A 19,042-nucleotide genomic window follows, 5' to 3' on the forward strand; every position below is an offset into this window, starting at 1 on the left:
GAGCGCCCGCGTGCCTGGACTCCTGCCGGCCAGCCTTCCGCAGAAGTCGCCTCGGAAAAGCAACCGCTGCACCTGCCCAAGGGGCCCATGGGACAGGCCATTGCCTACGCACTCAACCAGTGGGACGCCCTCTGCCGCTTCGTGGAGGACGAGCGGCTGCCGCTGGACAACAACCGCTCGGAAGGCGCGCTGCGCAAGGCCGCTGTGGGCCGCAAGAACTTCCTCTTCGTCGGGCACGAGGCGGCGGGTGAAAACCTCGCGGGCCTCTACGCCCTGGTGGCCACCTGCGAGGTGAACGGAATCAACCCCGAGGAGTACCTGGCGGACGTGTTGCTGCGCGTGCAGACGCACCCCAACTCGCCGTCCGGCTGCACGCCTTCACCTTTGCCTCCAACCACTTCCACGTGCCCGGCGGCGCCAGCCGAGACAGAGCAACGTGAGGAGCCACGGGAGAATCTGTGGCACCGCATCCGGTGCCGCGGTGCACCCGAGATAGGGCTTCGTCGGCTCCTTCCGGGCCACCGCCGTCCAGGGGGACTGACAGTAGTCGTTCGCGAGGGTGCAGCCCTCCTCGTATCCCATCCAGCGGTCGAGCATGGCGTCGACCTGGCCGGACCCGGCCATGGCCGCGAGGAGGAGGTCGGCCGACGCTTCCGTGGCCGCGTGCACCATCGGCACGGTGTCGTCGCCACACGTGTCCAGGCTCGAGGAATGACGCAGCCCATCCCGGTGCTCGTCGAAGTGGCTGGAAATGGCGTCTCCATAGTTGAGCACGTGGCGGATGCGCCGGAAGTCGTCGGACCGGATGGAGTGGGAAAAGGAGTCCTGGAGGGCGTGTAGCGCCTCCCCCAGGTAGAAGGCCGGGGTCCAGGCCTCGAGCTCGATCATCCCGTAGTAGTCCAGATAGTGCCGGGTCCGGATGAACTGCTCGTCCCGGGGCTTCTCCAGCTCCGCCCGGAACTGCTCGAGCAACCCCTTGATGTGGGCCCGGGTTCCCGCGATGGCGGCGCGGTCACCTTCCGGTCCGTCGTCCTCCGGTGCGCGGAGCGCGTGGGCGTACTGGTCTCCAGGGTCCGCGTGGATGGTGCGTGTGTTCTCCAGCTCGAGCACCGAGTGCCCATGGGTGTCCGGCGCCTGTACCCCGAGCACCAGATTGAGGACGAGGTTGCGCTGCCGCTCGTCGTAGGCGGAGACCTGGTGCTCCCGGAGGACATGGGCGGAGAGCAGCTCGGCCGTGTTGCCGGGCGGAGGTGGAATGAGGCCCGAGGGGCGCTCGGCGAGGGCGCGCGACCAGGCCGCGAGAGTGATCCGCTCGTGACAGGCCTCGGAGAACCCCGTCGCGACGGTATAGGCGGTGGCGGGCCCTGCGATGAGCAGCGAGGCCAGCATGGCGATGAACGGGGTGGGCCTCATGGGAAGTCGAACTCCATGAGGAGGGTGGTGCGGTACTGCACCCGGACGAGGGGAATGCCCGACAGCACGGGCGCGACGATGGCGAAGGAGAGGGGATCCACCCCGAGCGTGAAGTGGGGGCTGAGCCGCCAGCGCAGTCCCAGGGGCCGTGCATCGAGGAACACCCCGAGATGACCGGCCTTGTCGAGCTGGGTGTCGAAGAGCAGCAGGGAGGGGCCGAGGGTGAGGCTGGAGCGGACCAGTCCGTTCGCGAAGCGGAGCTCGCTTCCGATGCCCAGGTTGAGGGCGCCGGGCACCATGTGAGCGCCATACTCGGTGCCGCGCCAGAGGCTCTGCTCGACCTGGAGGAAGGTGCCCCAGCCCCCGCGACGCACACCGCCGCGCACCGCCCAGCCCGAGTTGATGTTCAGCAACGGCGCGCCCGGTGCCCCATTGAGCAGGGTGCCGTGGACCTCCACGTGGGCGAAGCTGCTCCAGGTGGACTGGGCGCGTGCGGTACCCGAGAGGCAGAGCATGAGGAGGAGGACGGCTCGGAGGCCCGTCGATCGCGTCATGCCGCCTGAACACCGCCGCCCGGGCGAGGTGTCACTCGCGATGTGAAGCTCGTGTCACTCTCTCAGCCTGGACCGCTGAATCGCTCCGGGTGGGCCGTGAGGTAGACCGCCACCGTGGCGACGGCGAGCAGCAGGGGGGCGGCGCGAGCGAAGGCGCGGTGACCGGAGAGCAGGGCGAAGCCCACGGGCACGCCGAAGAGGAAGCCTCCGAGGTGTCCGGCCCAGCTCACCCCGGGCAGCAGGCTGAGCAGCGCCACCTGGGCCAGCCAGACGAAGAGGCTCTTGCGGAACTCGCGCGTGGCGATGACGACCATGGCTCCCGCCCAGCCCAGGATCATCCCCGATGCCCCCACGGTGGGCACGTCGAAGTTGAAGAAGAGGGCGAAGGCCGAGGAGCCGAGCGCGGCCATGAGGGACAGCACCAGGAAGCGCCCGCTGCCGATGGCCCGCTCCAAGGGGAAGCCGATGGAGTAGCCCACCCACATGTTGAAGGCCAGGTGGAGGGCGCCTCCGTGAGAGAAGACGCAGCTCAGCACCCGCCAGTACTCCCCGTTCTGGACGAGCGGCCCGAAGAGGGCAATCCGCTGGAAGACGGGCCCGAGCGCCCCCGGGTTGGCTCCGGACGGGGCGAGCAGGAGGTCCAGGACGAAGAGGGCCACCGAGCCCCCGAGGACGGCCGCGCACACCGGAGGCCACGGCTGGCGCACCGGGGGAGGAGCGGCTGGCTCGGGTTCCGCCTTGTACGGGCCTTGGGGCAGGTCTTCGGGATTCATCCAGGGCTCGGGGCTCGTGGCGGACGACGGTGCCGCTCTGGGTAAGGTGGCCACCTCGCGGAGGTTGCGCAACCCGAGCTGGCTCCGGCCCATGCGCCCTCCGCTGCTGGGGTTGGGATAGTCTCCCCGCCCGCCCCGGCGGTCCGGGGCCTCGGAGGCTCGGATGGCGGCACGCAAGGCGATGGCGAAGAAGACACCCAGGAAGAAGACACCCACCAAGAATCCCCCTGCGCGGAAGAGCGCCGCGAGGAAGACGCCCGCGAAGACCCCGGCGAAGGGCGCGGCTGCGAAGAAGGCGCCTGCGAAGGGCGCGGCCGCCAAGAAGACCCCTGCCCGCAAATACCTGCGCCGCGAGGATCTCGGCGCCCCGGCGGACGCCTTCTTCGAGCAGCAGCCTCCGGAGCGGCGCGAGCACCTCGAGGCCCTGCGTGCCCTGGTGAAGAAGGCCGCCCCCGGCGCCCGCGAGTCCATGAAGTGGGGCATGCCCTACTTCGAGCTGAAGGGCGGGTTCTGTGCGCTCTACACCTCGCCGACCTACGCCGCCCTCAGCATCATGGCGCCCCCGGAGAAGCTCGACGACCCGGAAGGAAAGCTCGAGGGCACCGGGAAGACCATGCGCCACCTCAAGGTGCGCAGCGCCGCGGACATCGACGAGGCGAGCATCCTGCGCTGGGTGAAGGCCGCGGTGGCGCACCACTCCTGAGGGAGAGGGGGGAGGCCGCCCGCGGAGAGTTCGCGTGGTGAGGACCACTCTCGATAAAATTCGGGAACCTTTCGCCCCTCATGCTGTCTCTGCGGCAACATTCGGGAGGGAAGAATGGCCACCGCACGAGTTCGCCGTCAGCCAGGAGCGATCTTTCTACTCACACTCGTCATGGGGCTCGCCGCACATGCGGCCCCCACGGCGGAGGACGCTCCGGAGCTCGTGGAGGCCACTCCCGATGCGCGGCTCGCGGCGCTCTGCCGCATCTGGGGTGCGGTGGAGCACTTCCATCCGTCCCTTCCCTCCCGGGGCCTCGACTGGGACGCGGCGCTGGTGGAGACAGCGCCCCGGGTGATGGAGGCCCGCTCTCCCGAAGCCCTCTCCGATGCCCTTCAGGGGATGCTCGGCAGGCTCGGAGACCCTGTCACGCGGGTTGCCCGGCAGACACCGCCCGCGCCCGTTCCGAGCGCGCAGGCCACGCCCCTCTCACGCCAGGTGGGGGACGTGCTCGTGGTGGATCTCGACCGCCGCTTCGGGAACTTCCAGGAGCTCTACATGGCGGTGTCCTCACTGGGCCCCGAGCTCGCGAAGGCCCGCCGCGTCGTCGTGGACCTGCGGGCCCGTGGCACCGATGAGGCCGTCTGGATGGACCAGGCCCTGGGCTTCCTCGCGGGCGCACTGCCCTCCGAGCCGGTCACGGGCCCCGGTGAGCGATACCTCCAGCACTCGGGCTATCGCATCCAGTTCGGCGCCACCTCGGGCGGCTACGGCACCACGATGGACCTGAGGCTCGCCGAAGGTTTCGCACCCGCCCCCGGCACCCCCAAGCGCTCCATGGCCTTTCTCGTCAACGGGCGTACCCCGCTCGTCCCCTTGCTGCTGGCCATGGTGGGCTCCTCGTCCCGCACCTTCCTCGTGGCCCAGGGAGCACTCGACGAGAGCCCCGCCGTCAAGACGATGGAGCTGCCGCTCGCCGGTGGCCACCGCGCCGTCGTGCGCACCTCCGAGCTCGTCTTCCCCGAGGGCTCGCAGGGCCTGCGCGCGGATGTCACCGTGCCCGCGAACGCCGATGAAGGAGAGCAGGGCCCCGCCTTCCAGGCCGCTTTGAAGCTCGTCCGCTCGGGCAGGGCGAAGACTCCCGCGCGCAATGCCTCACAACGAACCGGACTGCCCACATGGCGCGCGGACGAGACCTACGCGAACCAGGAGTACCCCTCCCCCGGGCTCAGGACGCTGGCCGTCTGCCGATTCTGGAATGTCATGCACTACTTCCACCCGGACCCGAAGGCGCTCGGCGACTGGGACACGGTGCTGCCCGAGTTCCTCCGCAAGGCCCGCGAGGCCTCGGATGCCCGAACCTACGCGCTCGCGCTCTACGAGCTGTCCGCCCGCGTCCATGACGGCCACATCTTCCTGGCCGAGCGCGGCACCGTCTTCCGCACACTGGGCGAGGCGACTGCCCCCATCCTCCCCCGATACGTGGAGGGCCGCCCCCTGATGACGGAGATTTTCGATGCCAACGTGGCCCGCGAGGCCGGGCTCTCCGTGGGAGACGAGCTGCTCACCGTGGATGGACAGCCCGTGGAGGAGCGGGCCGCGTTCCTCCGCAGTCACCTCGCGGCCTCGACTCCCGCGGCACTCTCGCTGAAGGTGGCGGAGATGCTGCTCGCCGGGCCGGAGGGCTCGCAGGTCTCGCTGCGCGTGAAGTCCGCGGATGGCAGGCAGAAGGAACTGAAGCTGCCCCGCTCCCGCGCCTGGCTCGCCCCCTTCCGGCAGCCCTCCTCCGAGGGTGAGCCCTACCGGAAGCTCGAGGGCAACCTCGGCTATGTCGACCTGCGGCAACTCCGGGTGGAGCAGATCGACCCGATGCTGGAGGCCATGAAGGGGACTCGCGGCATCATCTTCGACATGCGCGGCCAGCCCCGGAGCACTGCGTGGGAGCTGGCGCCCCGCCTCAACGTGAAGGGGGCCGAGCACGCGGCGGTGGTCGCCCGGCCACTCGTGTCCTCCGGCAAACGCCAGGAGCTGCGGTTCTCCGACTCGGAAATCTCCCGAGCCACCCCACCGCGCTATACCGGCCGCACCGTGATGCTCGTGGACGAGCGCGCCTCCAGCCAGGCCGAGTACACGGCCATGATGCTCCAGGCCACGGCGGGCACGCGGATCGTCGGAGCGCCCACCGCGGGTGCCGTGGGAGACACCACCAACGTGTGCCTGCCTGGAGCCATCTGCGTCCTCTTCACCGGCCAGCTCCTGCTCTACCCGGATGGCCGTCCGGTGCAGGGCGTGGGAGTCCCTCCGGACGTGGAGGTGCGACCCACCGTGCAAGGCATCCGCTCGGGGAGGGACGAGGTCCTCGAACGGGCGATCTCCATGCTTCGCGAGTGAGACGTGAAAGGCGTTGTTGTTGCGCAACGCCTAGAACTCATCCCTCCATCTGTACAGCGTAAACCATCCACATCTGGCGCACTTGATCTCGCTGCATTCGTTGACGCCGTCCAATCCCGCACACTCGTCCATGAAGATTTTGACGTTGCCTTCAACGTTGCCGCAGCCGTCGCGTGCGCAGGGCGACTGAGTGGGCTCGCCCGCGCTCACCCAGCGGCTGCCGTACGAGTGTGTCTGGTCAACGCGATTCGGACCCATGGACGCGTAATTTGCTGGCGCCCTCTGCGGCGTCTCCGACGCACTCGCCGATCCGCGGTGGTAATAGCTCTTCGGGGCATGTGCCACGCCGCACGCATGGCACATGGAGATCTCGGCAGCGTTGCTCTGTGACATGAGGAAGACGCAGGATCCAAGCTGTGTAGAGGGCGGAAACGGGCAACTTTCCTGCGAGCAGACGAACATACCATCACGTGAGGCGCCTGGTGCCGTGCCCTGACTCGGGTGGGGTCCAGCTTCGCCGCCAAAAGAGGCCGGGGGCCCACCTGACTCGGTGGACCCCCGGGGGTCTTTCAGGGACTGCTCAGCCTCAGCGGCGGTTCCTGCGGCGCAGGCCCAGCAGGCCCAGCAGCGCGAACCACGACGAGGCGGGCGCCGCGCTGCATCCACCACCGGCGAAGGCACGGGTGTCCTCCACCGTCCACGTGTACACGGCGGGCGTGGCGTCCACGTTGCCCGCGGCGTCCACGGCGCGCACTCTCAGCGTGTGCTCCCCGGGCTTGACGTCGTAGGCGTCCTTGCAAGGAGCGTAGGCCGTGCCATCCAGGCTGCACTCGTAGCGCACGCCGTTCTCGCTCGACGAGTAACCGAACGCCGCGGCGTTGTCCTCGGTGTGCGAGGCGGGGCCGTGGCTGATGGTGGTGTCGGGCGCCTGGGTGTCAGTGGTGAAGGTGACGGAGTTGGACACCGGGCTGGTGTTCCCCGCGGCGTTGGAGGCAGTGGCCGTCACGGTGTGTGGGCCATCGGCGAGCGGCGTGGACGGCGTGCAGCTCCACTTGCCGCTGTCATTGGCAGTGACGGTGCACAGCACCGTCGAGCCCTCGCGCACCGTCACCAGGCTGCCCGGGTCCGCCGTACCGCTCAGCGCGGGCGTCGAGGTGGCGAGCACGGAGTCCGGCTTGGGACCCGTGATGACGGGCGCGGCCGGCGGCGTCAGGTCGAGGGTGAAGTTGATGGCGGGGGCGGTCTCCGTGGCACCCACGATGGTGGAGGTGACCACGGCCGAGTGCGGCCCCGCCCCGACGCTGGAGAGGGTGCACGTCCAATGGCCGGAAGCATCGGCGGTGGCGGTGCAGGCCGGCGTGGTGCCGCCGTCGATGTACACGTGCACGGTGGCGCCCGGCGAGGCGGTGCCCCCGATGTTCGGACCCGAGAGGCCACCCGAGGAGGGGCTCGTGATGGCGGGAATCCACTGGCAGATGGACAGCGCGTCCACGCGGTAGGTGACGGTGGTGTCGCTGTTGTTGCCGAGGCCGCAGTCCGTGCCGATGAGGGCCAGGCGCACCTCGCCCGTGCCCGCGTCGAAGTCGCGCAGCAGCGGGAAGCCGAGTGTCATGGCCTCATCCCTCGTGGCGGAGGGCGGGACGGCCGGGGAGTCGATGCCGAGCGAGAAGCGCTGCACACCGGCGCCCGCGTCGACGTTGACGCCGAGGATGCCGGGGAACCAGTTGACACCGCTCGAGTAGCTGACGGCTCCCGAGACGTAGTGCATGCGGTAGCGGCCCGGCACGCTCAGCGCGGGCTGGGACGTGCTGGAGGCCAGCGACGGAGCGGTGATGCTCGACACCTGCGTGCAGTCGGTGCGGCCGCGGCGGGTGAAGAAGGCCTGCACGCCCGTGTTCTGGCAGCTGAAGCCGCTCTCCACGGCGCAGGCGGAGTCGCAGCCGTCACCGGAGACGGTATTGCCGTCATCGCAGGCCTCGGACGCGGCCTTGACGCCATCACCGCACCTCACCGCGCACACCGACGGGTTGCCGGTGCAGCTGTAACCGGCCTCGATGGCGCAGTGGGGGGCGCAGCCATCACCGGCCGTGATGTTGGAATCGTCGCACTGCTCGCCCTCGCCGAGCCTGCCGTCGCCGCAGTTCGGGTGGCAGATGGACGGCGCGTTGCCGTAGCAGCTGGACCCGGGCTCGCTGGCGCAGGTGGAACCGCAGCCGTCGCCGGAGGCAGTGTTGCCGTCGTCGCAGCTCTCCGAGCCCTCGACGAAGCCGTTGCCGCAGACGTTGGTGAGCGCACAGGTATTGGTGGTGGGGTTGCAGACGCCGTCGCAGACGCCGGAAGCCGTGCAGGCCTGGCCCACGTCCCACAGGCAGCGCGGGGAGCACGTGTCGCCCCCGGACAGGTTGCCGTCGTCGCACACCTCGGTGCCCGCCACGATGCCGTCACCACACGTGGTGCGGCAGGCGCTGGGGGCGCCGCTGCAGGAGTAGCCGCTCTCGACCTGGCAGGTGCCGCCGCAGCCATCGCCGGCGGTGGTGTTGCCGTCGTCGCACCTCTCGCCGGACTCCACCGTGCCGTTGCCGCACGTCTGGAAGCATACCGTCCCGGGCGCCGGGCACCTCCAGCCGGTCTCGATGCGGCACGACGCATCGCAGCCGTCATCGGCGGTGGTGTTGCCGGTGTCGCACTGCTCGCCGCCCGCCATGATGCCGTCGCCACACACGGTGGAGCAGGTGCTCGGCGCCCCGCTGCAGGAGTAGCCGGTCTCGATGCGGCAGCCCGGCGTGCAGCCATCACCGGCCTTCGTGTTGTTGTCATCGCACTGCTCGTTCGGGTCCAGCGCGCCGTTGCCGCAGGTGGCGGCGCACACGGAAGGCGCGCTCGAGGGCGTGCTGCAGGCGTAACCCGGCTCGACGCGGCACTCGGTGCCGCAGCCATCGAGGGGCTCCAGGTCGTTGTCATCGCACTGCTCGCCGGGGTCCACCGTGCCGTTGCCGCACGTCTTCACGCAGGGCTGGCCGACGGTGGGGCACGCGTAGCCCAGCTCCAGGGTGCAGGCATTGGAGCACCCATCCCCCCGGGTGATGTTGCCGTCGTCGCACAGCTCCCCGCTGTCCATCCGGCCGTTGCCGCACAGGGGGGCGCAGGCGGACGGAGCGCCGGCGCACTCGTAGCCGCGCTCGGTGAGGCACGCCGCGGAGCAGCCGTCGGAGTTGTACCCGTTGCCGTCATCGCACTGCTCGCCGGGGTCGATGGCGCCGTTGCCGCAGGTCTTCACGCAGGACTGGCCGGCGATGGGGCACGCGTGGCCGGCCTCCACCCGGCAGCTCCTGTTGCAGCCGTCACCCGCGGTGGTGTTGCCGTCGTCGCACTGCTCGCCCGCGTTCTGCACGCCGTTGCCGCAGGTGGCGGCGCACTTGCTGGGCTGGCCGGTGCAGGCGTAGCCGGGCTCCATGCCGCAGCTCGCGTTGCAGCCGTCGCCCGGGGTGGCGTTGCCGTCGTCGCACTCCTCGCGCAGCGAAATCACCCCGTCGCCGCACTTGTCGTCGTACGCGTCCACGAAGAGATAGCGGAAGGCGTTGGGCTCCTGGTCGGGATCGTTTTCATTGCACAGCTCGATGCGGTTGAGGCCGGCGCGCCAGGCCGCCGAGGTGCCGAACTCCCGGAAGACGTTCTTCTGCCAGGACTCGCCGGGCGGGTTGTTGACGATGATGGGCGTGAAGCCCACGCCGTTCACCTTGGCGCTGGAGAAGTCGTTGTCGTTGAAGGTGGCCAGCTGCAGACGGAACTGCGGGATGTTGGTCGTCGAGGGCACCATGAAGTCCTGGTACACGCAGGTGAACGAGCCCTGCGGCGCCATGAAGCGCGCCGTCTGGCTCTCCTGCGGCCAGTCGCTGGCGTTGCGCGGGCCGGGGTCCGCGCCCGTGGTGGTGCCCACGTAGAACCAGTGGGGATCCTTCCCCGTCTCCAGACGGCGGTTGTGCGCGTCGACGCCGGTGTTGAACAGCGCCACGCCCGCGCGCACGCAGCGGCTCGGGTTGCCCGCGCAGGCGAAGCCGGGCTCCACCTCGCACAGCCGGCTGCACCCGTCGCCCTCGAAGCGGTTGCCATCGTCGCAGGTCTCCTGCGCGAAGGACGGGTACTGGCGGTTGTTGAACACGCCGTTGCCGCACTGCGACAGGTCGCACGTGGCCGAGCAGCCGTTGCCGTTGTCCGTCGTGTTGCCGTCGTCGCAGGCCTCGCCCGGGTCCGCCGTGTTGTTGCCGCACAGGCTCGCCAGGGAGCAGGCCCGGCCGGGGACATGACACAGGTAGCCGGACTCGATGACGCCGGTGCTGGAACAGCCGTCACCGTTCGTGGTGTTGCCATCGTCACATTGCTCGCCGGGCTGGAGCTTTCCGTCTCCGGCAAGGGGCCGAGACTGGCTCGCCAGCGTGGGCCCGGGGGGAGGGGGCTGCGAGACATCCGTCCCGCAGCCGGTGAGGGTGGAGAGGAGGGCGAGCGCGAGCGCCGCCGCGGAGATTCCCGCGCGCGAGCGCTTCACGGCCGCCGGCTCCCGGGAGAGAGCTTCAATGACATACGTATTCATGAAATGTCGCCTCACTTCTCGAGGGTGCCGGAGGTGGGCGCGCCCTGCTGCGTCTTCACGCCCTCGACGTCTCCGACGATCTTGAACTCCACGCGGCGGTTCTTCGCGCGGTCTTCCTTGGTGTCATTGCTGGCGATGGGCTGGGCCGGACCGAAGCCCTTGGGCTCCAGGCGCTCGCGCACCACGCTCTTGCCCACGAGGTACTTCACCACCGCCTCGGCGCGGCGCTGCGACAGGTCCAGGTTGTACGCGGCATCGCCCTGGTTGTCGGTATGGCCCTCGATGCGCAGCTTCTGGATCTCCGGGTGCGACTGGAGGATGGCCGCCACCGTGTCGAGCAGCTTGTAGCTGCGCGTGCTGATGACGTCCGCGTTCTGCTCGAAGAAGACGGACTCGAGCATGCGGATCTGCCCCTCGTCGATCTGCGCCAGCTGCTTCTCCTTGCAGCCCTTGTTCTTCTCGGGGCCCTTCTCGCCGGGGCAGTTGTCGAGCCGGTCGACGAGGCCGTCCCCATCACGATCCTTGTCGGGGCAGCCGCGGTTCTCCTTCGGGCCCGCCTCGTTCATGCAGGCGTCGCGTGCGTCGGCGAGGCCGTCCTGGTCGTTGTCCGGCTCCGGGCAGCCGTTGGCGTCCTCGAAGCCGTCCAGGTCCTCCGCGTCGCGCGGGCAAGCGTCCTTCGAGTCGGCGAGGCCATCCCCATCCGTATCCGGATCATCCGGGCAGCCGTCGTCGTCCTGATAGCCGTTGGTGTTCTCCGCCTGCGCGGGGCAGCGGTCGGCCAGGTTGAGGATGCCGTCCTTGTCGTCATCGGTGTCGGCGCAGCCGTTGAGCTGGGCGAGTCCCTTGTCGGATGGGCAGCGGTCGGCCACGTTCTTCACGCCGTCGCCATCCGCGTCGAGATCCGGGCACTGGGCCAGGACGTAGGGCTGGCCCTCCACGCACCGGCTCACGGGAGCGGCCTCGGGGGTGAACGAGACGCCCGCGAGCACGCGGAACAGCGGAGTGCCGGGAGTCTGTCCGAAGCCGGGGCCGCCCAGGGCGTACACCTCGGCTCCAGGGCCCAGGGGGGCGCGCAGGCCGAGCAGCACTTCCAGGGAGGAGGGCGAGCGCGCCACGGGCAGCGCGCCGCGCACCACCAGCTCCTCCTTGAGGCCGAACAGGGCGGCGGAGAGGTTGAGGCCGCCATTCACCTCCACGCCCAGCTCGTCCCGGGGGTTCTGCGTGTTGCTGGAGAGCGAGTACGTCTTGGTGCGGACGAGCGCGCCCACGTCGGCGCCCACGCGCCAGGTGCCGCCGAGCTGCTTGCCGAGGCCCAGGCGAGGGGAGAAGACGAAGCCCTGATCCCGGGTGAGGGCCTCCGAGCTGCCCACGGGCAGCGCCGCGCCGAGGTGCACGCCCAGGTCGAGCGGTCCACCCGCCCGTTCGGAGAGGAGGCCGGCGCGTCCCTGCAGCCAGGGGGTGCCGAGTGCCAGGGTCTGGGGCGCGGACAGGCCCAGCTCCGAGATGTTCGGGCCCCACTGGGCCACCACGGGCACCTGCGCGCCCAGCTCGAGCCAGTCGGTGATGGCGTAGGCGCCACTCAGGTGCGTCGTCACGCGGTCGGAGATGATGGTGGCGCTCTGCTCGCCGCGCTCGATGAGCACGAGCGGCTCGCGCTCATAGTGCGCGGTGAGGCCGAGGTGGTACTGGCCCCGCTGCAGCAGGTCGCCCGTCGACAACACGAGACTGTCACGGGCGCCGGGATTGAGTTGCAGCCGCTCCAGCTCGAGCCCGGGAATGTCGCGCAGAGCCTGTGCCTGGGCGGTAACGGCCCAGAGGAGGGCCGCTCCTCCGATCCACGGGTTGTACTTTCTTGAAAGCAAGGTTTCCTCCACACCCATGTGCCCGGTTTTCGGAGCACGGCGCTCTGGACGAGCGGGTGGGTGGCGGGCCCATTGCATGCTCCAGGCCACCGCACAAGGTAATACTCAGAGTGTGGGGGACGTTCCGGGCTCTCGCGCAATCAAATGAAGCGGACGGCGTACCGGCTCCGCGCTTGCGTGAGCGTCTCCGCGTCCAGCAGCGCCGCCGTCTTCTCCTGCGTGGAAAGAGGCCCGGGCGTTCCTTCCAATAGCTTGCGGCGTGCCGAGGCGAGTACGAGCGGCGCAGCCCCCGAGCCCGGCAGCGACTCCAGGAGTGCCAGGTGCAGGGCATGGGCGCGTGGATCCGTTAATACCCGATCCAGTCCGTCCTCCACCGGCTCCAGTGGCCGTTGTGCGAGCTCGAGCGCCCGGGTCAGCACCGGTGGAGAGTCAGACTCCTCGGGGATGAGGAACAGGCCGTGCCGCCGCGCCCACGTGCCCAGCGACGCGCGCGCTGTCCACACCGACAGTGGAATGGACAGCAACAGCCCCGCCACCACGGGCGACAGCCACGCGAGCAGCCCCGGGGACAACACGAGCACCACCGCCGCCAGCACCACTCCCACCAGCGTGTGCACCGCGTGGCGCCGCGCCGCCTCCGCCCACGGCAATTCCTCATCATCGCGCTGCTGGCTCGTCCAGGACACCCGGTAGCCGAGCAGCGTCCCGAAGACGAAGTGCGACTGGAAGAGCATCATCACCGGGGCGAGCAGCGTGGACATCCCAATCTCCGCCAGCGCGCTCAGCACCAGCCGCACCCGGCCGCCCATGCGCTCCGCCTCTTCCTTCCGAGCTAGAGCCAGCACCAGTCCGAACACCTTGGGCAGCAGCAGCATGGCCATGGACACGCCCATCAGCCACAGCGCGCCCTCGCTGTCGAGCATGGAGGCCTCCAGGTCCACGACGCGGCCGTGTAGCGCCGCCCCCAGTCCCGCCAGCAGGAAGAGCAGCCACAGCGGCGAGGCCACGTAGGACATCACCCCCATGAGGAAGTGGGCCCGGCTCACCGGGTGCAGCCCGCCCGCGAGCACCAGCCGCAGGTGCTGGAGGTTGCCCTGGCACCAGCGCCGATCCCGCTGCGCGTACGCCAGCAGGTGGGGCGGGGACTGCTCGTAGCTGCCGTCCAGCTCCGGCACCAGCCACACCGTGTAGCCCGCGCGCCGCATCAGCGCCGCCTCCACGAAGTCATGGCTGAGGATATGGCCGCCGAAGGGCTGCTGCCCCGGCAGCACCGGCAGCCCGCAGTGCTCGGTGAAGGCGGACACGCGCAGGATGGCGTTGTGGCCCCAGTAGTTGGACTCGCCGAGCTGCCACGCCGCCGCGCCCGCCGCCACCACCGGCCCGTACACCCGCCCGGCGAACTGCTGCAGCCGCGCGAAGAGCGTGGTCTTCCCCACGCACCGCGGCGGCGCCTGGAGGATGCCCGCGCGCGGGTTGAGCTCCATCAGCCGCGCCATCTTCACCAGCGTCTCGCCCGACATGATGCTGTCGGCGTCCAGCACCACCATGAAGTCGTAGCGCCGGCCCCAGCGCTCGCAGAAGTCGGCGAGGTTGCCCGCCTTCTTCCCCGTGTTGTCCGAGCGCCGCCGGTAGAAGATGCGCCCCTGTCCGCCCACCCGCTGGCACAGGTCCGCCCACGCCAGCTCCTCGGCCACCCAGGCCTCCGCGCGCGTGGAATCGCTCAGCACGTAGAAGTCGAAGCAGTCCAGCCGCCCCGTGGCCGCCAGGGACTCGTACGTGGCCTGCACGTTGGCGAAGACCGACGCCGGATCCTCGTTGTGGATGGGCATCACCACCGCGGTGCGGCCGTTCAGCGGAGCGGCTTCCTCCTTCGCGTCCGGCCACCGGAGGCCCGGCGCCCGCCCTCCGAGCGCGAGCTCGAGGAAGCCCGCCACCGCCGTCCAGAAGGACAGGGAGATCCAGGCGAAGCACAGGGCGAAGAGGCCCAGCATCACCGCCTCGGGAGCGGTGAGTCCCCAGTCGCTCAGCAGCCAGTACATCTCCCACGTCCCGAGCAGGGTGGAGCCCGCGGCCAGGCCGAGGACACACCCCCGCCGGAGCCCGGTGGTGTCGGGCGAGAACGAATGCGCGTGCATGGTGCTCCCGAGGCTCAGCGAGAGATGGAGACGTCCGGCTCGCCCGCCCGCCACCAGCGGCGGAAGAGTTCACCCAGGGGCCACAGCACCAGCTGCTGCTCTGGCATCACCGCGGGCAGCTCCCTCGGCGCGGGGACGGGCACCGCGGCGCGCAGGGCCCGCGTGAGCTCCGGCGGCACCTCGCCCGGGCCCTCCGTGAGGACGTCCGCGCCCCAGCGCGCCGCATCGCTCAGCACGAAGGCCGCACGGCCGCGGGACAGCAGCGCGCCACCCCTCGCGAGGCCCGCGCCGAGCACTCCAGACAGCCAGTCCTCCATCCGGGCCCGGGCGAGCTCCACCGCGTCCCGCGTCTCCTGGCCACGCGTGCCGAGCACCCACGCCGACAACCGGGAGAGGTCCGCGTCCGTGGTGAAGCCGAAGGACTCGAAGAAGGCATCGAGCGCCTCGCGTGCGTCCGAGGAGGAGGGGAAGAAGGTCGGCGTCATCACGGGGTCCATAGGTAACTCCAAGTCTCGGTGAGGGTTTCGGATCCACGTCGGAGGAAGCAGCGCAGCTCTGCGGGGGCGCCTGTCCCGGGTAGCAGCTCGAAGGTGACCCTCCAGCCGCCGGTGACGTCGTTGTGCTGCGCGGTGGGGCGGAGCACCTGGCCCGTCGAGGTGGTGACGACCGCCTCCACCGGGCCCGTGCCCTCGGTACCGCCGCGCGAGAACTCGAGGATGAAGCGCCGGGCCCCGGGCGTACTGCCCGCCGCCTCGCGCGTGGCGGTGGTGTGGGCCACCGTGGAGGGCTCGGGCGGCGTGCTCCCCCAGTGCAGCCGCCAGCCCAGGCGCAGCTCGGTGCCGGGCTTGAAGGGCGCCTCGGGCACCCAGTAGGCCACGATGTTGTCGTGCACCTCTTCCGGGGTGGGGATCTCCACCAGCTGCACCACGCCCCGGCCCCAATCGCCCACCGGCTCCACCCAGACACCAGGACGCTTGTCGTAGCGCGCCTCGAGGTCCTCGTAGCTGGTGAAGGCCTGATCGCGTTGCAGCAGGCCGAAGGTGCGCGGGCCGTCCACCTGGAAGCTGGAGACGCTCAGCTGGCCGGGGTTGCGCAGCGGGCGCCACAACTGCTCGCCGCCCCTGGTCCTCAGGAAGAGCCCGTCCGAGTCATGCACCTCGGGCCGGAAGTCGTCCGGGGTGCCACGGTCGTTCTCCCCGAAGAGATACATGCTGGTGAGCGGTGCCACCCCGAGCCGCTTCACCGCCTTGCGCGCGAAGAGCGACGCCTCCACCTCCATCACCGTGCGCTCGCCGGGGATGATGACGAAGCGGTACGCGCCGGTGACGCTCGGGCTGTCCATCAGCGCGTGCACCACGACACGGTCCGCGCCGGGCGCCGGCTTCTCCAGCCAGAACTCGCGGAACGAGGGGAACTCCTCGCCCTCGGGGAGCGCCGTGTCGATGGCCAGCCCGCGCGCGGACAGCCCGTACACGTTGCCTCGGCCCAGGGAGCGGAAGTAGCTGGCCCCGAGGAACGACACCACCTCGTCGAAGTGGTCCGGCCGGTTGAGCGGGTGGGTGAGCCGGAAGCCCGCGAAGCCCTCCATCCGCGCGGGGGCCGGCGCCAGCGCGCCATGGTCATAGAGGTCCGGCGAGAACCGCACCGTCTCCACGCGCCCGCCCACCACCTCGTGCACCGTGACGGGCGAGGTGTAGAGGAAGCCGGGGTGGAAGAACTGCGCCTGGAAGGGCAGGCCGGCGTCGCGCCACCGGGCGCGCTCGTTGCGGTAGCGGATGTCGCGGTACTGGTCGTACGAGAGCCGTGCGTACTCGGGAGGGAGGGCCGCCACCGGGGCCTGGTAGGGGCGTCCGGACAACTCCCGGGCCCGTTCCCGCACCCGCTCGGCGCTGAACGCGGGCTTGGGTGTGGCCACGGCCACCACGGACCACAGAGCGCCGAGCACACAGGCCACACGCGCTCCTCGTACAGCCCACTTCATCGACTTCAATTCCGACTCCCTCCGGGCGGTGACGCGTTGCGTTCGGGCACGTAGCAGCCCCCGTGCCATTCACCGCGCGCACTCCGGATGTCTGGGAATCCCCGTTATTTTTCCCAACACAGCGTGAGAATCTCGTTGTTGCTCAAATAAATTCGGGGGGTTGGCGTGGCGCCGCCGTGAGGCGCGAGCGGGGAGCGGAGGGCGAGGGGTGTGGAGGAGAGGAACAGCGCCAGGCGAGGCGCTGTCCGTTTGGTCCACAACAGCGAGACAGCGTTGGCGGTGGTGGTGCTGCACAGGTCCGGGAGTGATCCGTTCTCCAACCGGCAGGGCCTGCTCACACGCGGAGGTGGGCGCTCGCATGCCAGTGAACCGATGTTTACCCCGGAGGGCTCCTAGGAGGAGTGCCTGTGGACAAGAAGACCCCGGAGACGGTGAACATCAGCGAGCACAGCAAGGACCAGGAACTGGAGAGGAACCGTTCGGACCCCACGGGCCAGCGGATGACGACGGGGCAGGGTGTTCCCGTCGAGGATACGGACAATTCCTTACGGCTCGGGGCCAGGGGTCCCGCGCTGCTGGAGGACTTCCACCTCCGTGAGAAGATCATGCGCTTCGATCACGAGCGCATCCCGGAGCGGGTGGTGCATGCGCGAGGCTCGGCGGCGCACGGCTACTTCCAGGTCTACGAGTCCCTGGCCGAGTACACCAAGGCGAAGGTCTTCCAGGATCCGTCCAAGAAGACGCCTGTGTTCGTGCGCTTCTCCACCGTGGCGGGCTCGCGAGGCTCGGCGGACACGGTGCGGGACGTGCGGGGCTTCGCCGTGAAGTTCTACACGGAGGAGGGGAACTGGGATCTGGTGGGCAACAACATCCCCGTCTTCTTCATCCAGGACGGCATCAAGTTCCCGGACGTGGTCCACGCGGCCAAGCCCGAGCCGCACCACGAGATGCCCCAGGCGGCCACCGCGCATGATTCCTTCTGGGACTTCGTGTCGCTCGTGCCGGAGACGGCGCACATGATCATGTGGACCATGTCCGACCGGGCCATTCCCCGCAGCTACCGGATGATGGAGGGCTTCGGGGTCCACACCTTCCGCCTGGTCAACGCGAAGGGCGTGTCGCGCTTCGTGAAGTTTCACTGGAAGCCGGTGCTCGGTGTGCACTCGCTCGTGTGGGACGAGAGCCAGAAGCTCGCGGGCAAGGACCCGGACTTCCACCGCCGCGACCTGTGGGAATCCATCGAGAAGGGCAATTTCCCCGAGTGGGAGCTCGGCCTGCAGATCATCGAGGAGAAGGACGCGGACAAGCTGGGCATCGATCTGCTGGATGCGACGAAGATCATCCCGGAGGAGCTCGTACCGGTGCGGCGCGTGGGCAAGCTGGTGCTCAACCGCAATCCGACGAACTTCTTCGCGGAGACGGAGCAGGTGGCGTTCTGCACCGCGCATGTCGTGCCGGGCATCGACTTCACGGATGACCCGCTGTTGCAGGCGCGCAACTTCTCGTACATGGACACGCAGCTCACGCGGCTGGGCGGGCCGAACTTCACGGAGATTCCCATCAACCGCCCGATCGCGCCGGTCCACAACTTCCACCAGGACGGCTTCCACCGGCAGACCATCGACGCGGGGCGGGCCAACTACTTCCCCAACTCGCTGGGGGGCGGCTGCCCGTTCATGGCCGCCGCGGAGAAGGGGGGCTACCGGCACTTCCCGGAGAAGGCCGCGGGCGAGAAGGTGCGCCAGCGCGCGGAGAGCTTCCAGGATCACTTCAGCCAGGCGGGCCTGTTCTTCCGCAGCATGTCCAAGCCCGAGCGCGAGCACATCATCATGGCGCTCCAGTTCGAGCTGGGAAAGGTCGAGCGGGAGGAGGTGCGCAAGCGCGTGATCGAGCAGATCCTCGCGAAGATCGACGCGGAGCTCGTCACGGAGGTGGCGCAGGGCCTGGGGATGACGGTGCCCGCGATGACGGCGGTGAAGGGCAAGCTCGAGAAGGTGGCCGACACGCTGGGGCTGCCGGTGATCGACAAATCGCCCGCGCTGAGCCAGGAGAACCAGAAGAAGGACTCCATCAAGACGCGGCGCATCGGCGTGCTCGTGGGGGATGGCTTCGACGCGGCGGATCTCCAGTCCACGAAGGCGGCCATCGAGCAGGCGGGCGGTGAGCTGGTGATCATCTCCCGGCGCCTGGGGACGGTGAAGGGCTCGGACGGGCAGCCGGTCAAGGTGGACAAGAGCGCGCTCACCACGGGCTCGTTCGAGTACGACGCCGTCTTCGTGCCCGGAGGCAAGGCGAGCGTGGCCGTGCTGAAGAAGGACGGAGACTCGGTGCACTTCATCCAGGAGGCCTACCGTCACTGCAAGGCCATCGGGGTGACGAAGGAGGCCGCCGAGCTGTTGCAGACCGCGGGCGTGTCCACCCCGGCGCTGGGCGTCGTCGTGGGTGAAGCGGGAGGCCAGGACTTCGCCACGAAGTTCATCGCGGCCATCGCGCAGCACCGGCACTGGGCCCGTCACGACAAGGATGTGATCTCGGGCTGATCACACCCGGAGGATGACCTCCCGGCCCACGCGGGCTGGGAGGTGCGGCCCCTCGCTAGAAGTTGCGACGAGGGGCGGGATTGGCTGCCGGGTGCTGGACGCGGT

At 69.7% G+C, this 19,042-nt stretch carries 11 protein-coding genes and 1 pseudogene; 4 read left to right on the forward strand and 8 right to left on the reverse strand.

All coding sequences use genetic code 11. From position 1 onward, the window contains the following. Window positions 1–9: 9 nt before the first annotated feature. Window positions 10–387, forward strand: a pseudogene (locus BO221_RS56920) (transposase); the annotation flags it as partial. Here the strand turns inward: BO221_RS56920 and BO221_RS56925 are convergent. The 3 genes from BO221_RS56925 to BO221_RS50155 all read right to left on the reverse strand — a co-directional run bounded on the left by BO221_RS56925 (window position 379) and on the right by BO221_RS50155 (window position 2,740). Further along, window positions 379–1,413, reverse strand: a complete 1,035-nt coding sequence (locus BO221_RS56925) for a hypothetical protein (protein ID WP_233166630.1) — start codon at window positions 1,411–1,413, stop codon at window positions 379–381. The pseudogene BO221_RS56920 and the gene BO221_RS56925 sit on opposite strands and share 9 nt — an antisense overlap. Continuing rightward, window positions 1,410–1,967 carry a hypothetical protein gene (locus tag BO221_RS50150; protein ID WP_143196160.1) on the reverse strand — a complete coding sequence of 186 codons (558 nt, stop codon included), beginning with the start codon at window positions 1,965–1,967 and terminating at the stop codon, window positions 1,410–1,412. Before BO221_RS50150 ends, BO221_RS56925 begins: the two co-directional genes overlap by 4 nt. 62 nt (window positions 1,968–2,029) lie before the next feature. After that, a complete protein-coding gene (locus BO221_RS50155; protein WP_073568088.1) occupies window positions 2,030–2,740 on the reverse strand; it encodes a rhomboid family intramembrane serine protease in 711 nt (236 codons plus the stop codon). 163 nt (window positions 2,741–2,903) lie between these two features. Between BO221_RS50155 and BO221_RS50160 the strand changes: the two genes are divergently transcribed. Together BO221_RS50160 and BO221_RS56930 are read left to right on the forward strand one after the other, a co-directional pair. After that, window positions 2,904–3,443 carry a DUF1801 domain-containing protein gene (locus BO221_RS50160; protein WP_073568065.1) on the forward strand — a complete coding sequence of 180 codons (540 nt, stop codon included), beginning with the start codon at window positions 2,904–2,906 and terminating at the stop codon, window positions 3,441–3,443. Between the two features lie 114 nt (window positions 3,444–3,557). Continuing rightward, a complete protein-coding gene (locus BO221_RS56930; protein ID WP_083682734.1) occupies window positions 3,558–5,831 on the forward strand; it encodes a S41 family peptidase in 2,274 nt (757 codons plus the stop codon). A 586-nt stretch (window positions 5,832–6,417) separates the two neighbouring features. Here BO221_RS56930 and BO221_RS53285 read toward each other — a convergent pair. From BO221_RS53285 to BO221_RS50200, 5 genes are all read right to left on the reverse strand, one after another. After that, on the reverse strand, window positions 6,418–10,419 hold the full coding sequence (locus BO221_RS53285) for a DUF4215 domain-containing protein (protein WP_083682736.1): 4,002 nt from the start codon (window positions 10,417–10,419) through the stop codon (window positions 6,418–6,420). Window positions 10,420–10,430: 11 nt separating this feature from the next. Continuing rightward, on the reverse strand, window positions 10,431–12,299 hold the full coding sequence (locus BO221_RS50185; RefSeq protein ID WP_198956347.1) for an OmpA family protein: 1,869 nt from the start codon (window positions 12,297–12,299) through the stop codon (window positions 10,431–10,433). A gap of 122 nt (window positions 12,300–12,421) precedes the next feature. Next, on the reverse strand, window positions 12,422–14,416 hold the full coding sequence (gene mdoH, locus BO221_RS50190) for a glucans biosynthesis glucosyltransferase MdoH (protein WP_073568068.1): 1,995 nt from the start codon (window positions 14,414–14,416) through the stop codon (window positions 12,422–12,424). Window positions 14,417–14,430: 14 nt separating this feature from the next. Then, a complete protein-coding gene (locus tag BO221_RS50195) occupies window positions 14,431–14,913 on the reverse strand; it encodes a hypothetical protein (protein WP_073568069.1) in 483 nt (160 codons plus the stop codon). Then, window positions 14,901–16,397 carry a glucan biosynthesis protein gene (locus tag BO221_RS50200; RefSeq protein ID WP_083682738.1) on the reverse strand — a complete coding sequence of 499 codons (1,497 nt, stop codon included), beginning with the start codon at window positions 16,395–16,397 and terminating at the stop codon, window positions 14,901–14,903. The genes BO221_RS50195 and BO221_RS50200 overlap by 13 nt, the downstream gene beginning before the upstream one ends. A gap of 407 nt (window positions 16,398–16,804) precedes the next feature. On the opposite strand from BO221_RS50200, the gene BO221_RS50205 reads away from it, so the two are divergent. Continuing rightward, window positions 16,805–18,937 (forward strand): catalase, encoded by a 2,133-nt coding sequence (locus tag BO221_RS50205; RefSeq protein WP_369866299.1) that lies wholly within the window; start codon window positions 16,805–16,807, stop codon window positions 18,935–18,937. The last annotated feature ends 105 nt before the right edge of the window (window positions 18,938–19,042 follow it).

It is taken from the genome of Archangium sp. Cb G35 (assembly GCF_001896145.1).
In the GTDB taxonomy this organism is placed as follows: domain Bacteria; phylum Myxococcota; class Myxococcia; order Myxococcales; family Myxococcaceae; genus Archangium; species Archangium violaceum.

Excerpts from the sequence above, each read along its gene's own strand:
- BO221_RS56925 (WP_233166630.1), bottom strand. The coding sequence starts at position 1,413 with ATGAGGCCCACCCCGTTCATCGCCATGCTGGCCTCGCTGCTCATCGCA.
- BO221_RS50150 (WP_143196160.1), bottom strand. The coding sequence starts at position 1,967 with ATGACGCGATCGACGGGCCTCCGAGCCGTCCTCCTCCTCATGCTCTGC.
- BO221_RS50155 (WP_073568088.1), bottom strand. The coding sequence starts at position 2,740 with ATGAATCCCGAAGACCTGCCCCAAGGCCCGTACAAGGCGGAACCCGAG.
- BO221_RS50160 (WP_073568065.1), top strand. The coding sequence starts at position 2,904 with ATGGCGGCACGCAAGGCGATGGCGAAGAAGACACCCAGGAAGAAGACA.
- BO221_RS56930 (WP_083682734.1), top strand. The coding sequence starts at position 3,558 with ATGGCCACCGCACGAGTTCGCCGTCAGCCAGGAGCGATCTTTCTACTC.
- BO221_RS53285 (WP_083682736.1), bottom strand. The coding sequence starts at position 10,419 with ATGAATACGTATGTCATTGAAGCTCTCTCCCGGGAGCCGGCGGCCGTG.
- BO221_RS50185 (WP_198956347.1), bottom strand. The coding sequence starts at position 12,299 with ATGGGTGTGGAGGAAACCTTGCTTTCAAGAAAGTACAACCCGTGGATC.
- mdoH (WP_073568068.1), bottom strand. The coding sequence starts at position 14,416 with ATGCACGCGCATTCGTTCTCGCCCGACACCACCGGGCTCCGGCGGGGG.
- BO221_RS50195 (WP_073568069.1), bottom strand. The coding sequence starts at position 14,913 with ATGGACCCCGTGATGACGCCGACCTTCTTCCCCTCCTCCTCGGACGCA.
- BO221_RS50200 (WP_083682738.1), bottom strand. The coding sequence starts at position 16,397 with ATGAAGTGGGCTGTACGAGGAGCGCGTGTGGCCTGTGTGCTCGGCGCT.